Below are 1,450 nucleotides of genomic sequence, written 5' to 3' on the forward strand. Positions count from 1 at the left end.
GCATCGGATTCCATCCCTCGCAGAACTTATCGCTCAGTTGTTCACGTTTCGTTCACAATGGCTTGGATTATTTTACCAGTTTCCCCAAGGGTCTGGCCCCATGTCCGGGCCACCTTTGTGGGCCTGACTTGGTTGGACCACTTGCTACTAGCTCCTAATGCATAAGTTTACTTATATCTTCTTCATTTAATCCAGTTTTTTTAGCAATTGTATTAATATCTAATACATCCAATAAACTTTTTGCTATTTCAATTGCTTTTCTATATTCACCTTCTTTTATACCTTCTTTTATACCTTCTTTCTTAGCGCTACTTATCATATTAGCTCTCTCATGCAATGATTTTTCTCTAGCTCTGTATAATTCTATAGTTTTTTCATCACTACTTAAATACTCTAATCTTTCTTCTACCCTTCTAATATCTGAATCCATTTCCATCAACTCCTTTAATTTCTCTTCTGAAATATCTTTATTAAAGAAAGTCATCCACCTTTGAAGTTTATCTTCTTTTAAATTCGTTTCCTTCATTTTATAGAATTTGGGCAATTCTAAAAAATGAATCTCAACTAGATCTGTAAGCATATACTCTTTTGCTTCATCTTCCCACAAATGAAATTTACTATGAAATTTATCTAATTGTACATATTCAAAATCTAAAATATTTATAGTAATAACTTTTGATAAATTCTGATAATCTTCTCCTTTACTTATGGTTTGATTAAATAATCGGCCCCAATAAAATAAAGTTCTTTTATCCATATTATGTTGATTTGTTAATTGTACTTCAATATCTATTTGGGTTCCATCTTCTGTTTTTGCTCTTACATCTAGTATAGATGTCTTATCATTAATTAATTCTCTTGTTAATTCTTTATTATCAATTATTTCTAATGTTACTAGCCTATCTCTATCTTTTCTATCTAATACAAACTACTTCAACTATTAATTTATACGTGTCCAAAACTCCTAGAAACATGGAGATTTTGTACAAGTATAAATTAAGTTTACGTAAAGTTTGTCTATAAAACTGCATTTAACAATGCAATTAAATTATCTTTAACTTCATTTTCACCAAAAAGTTTCTTAAATATATAATCGTTCAATGGCTTCAATCTTTTCATTATTGTATCAACTCCTTACCTATATTATAACCTAATTACCTTTACTTTTTCACTATTTATTCAATTTTTTATTTTATAAATTATAAGGTAATTATCAATTTAATTTCGCTAAACAGTTATTTAGCATAAAAAGAACACGCTTCTCTATTGTAGAAACATGCTCTTTTTTCTCTTCTACTTCATCTTCACCCTATTTGCATCGGATTCCATCCCTCGCAGAGCTTATCGCTCAGTTGTTCACGTTTCGTTCACAATGGCTTGGATTATTTTTCCAATTTTCCCCAAGGGTCTGGCCCCATGTCCGTAAAGTTCACACAATTCTAAATATTTT

The 1,450-nt window shown here is 30.2% G+C and carries 2 protein-coding genes; both read right to left on the minus strand.

Translation table 11 applies throughout. The features are described 5' to 3' along the window. Positions 1–154: 154 nt before the first annotated feature. Positions 155–883, minus strand: coding sequence for an Rpn family recombination-promoting nuclease/putative transposase (locus BUB83_RS21110; RefSeq protein ID WP_341465364.1), 729 nt, complete (start codon positions 881–883; stop codon positions 155–157). Positions 884–1,017: 134 nt separating this feature from the next. Next, a complete protein-coding gene (locus BUB83_RS22835) occupies positions 1,018–1,119 on the minus strand; it encodes a PD-(D/E)XK nuclease family transposase (RefSeq protein ID WP_278336953.1) in 102 nt (33 codons plus the stop codon). Positions 1,120–1,450 lie beyond the last annotated feature (331 nt).

The organism is Clostridium grantii DSM 8605 (genome assembly GCF_900129965.1).
Taxonomy (GTDB): Bacteria; Bacillota; Clostridia; order Clostridiales; family Clostridiaceae; genus Clostridium_AF; species Clostridium_AF grantii.

Excerpts from the sequence above, each read along its gene's own strand:
- BUB83_RS22835 (WP_278336953.1), bottom strand. The coding sequence starts at position 1,119 with ATGAAAAGATTGAAGCCATTGAACGATTATATATTTAAGAAACTTTTT.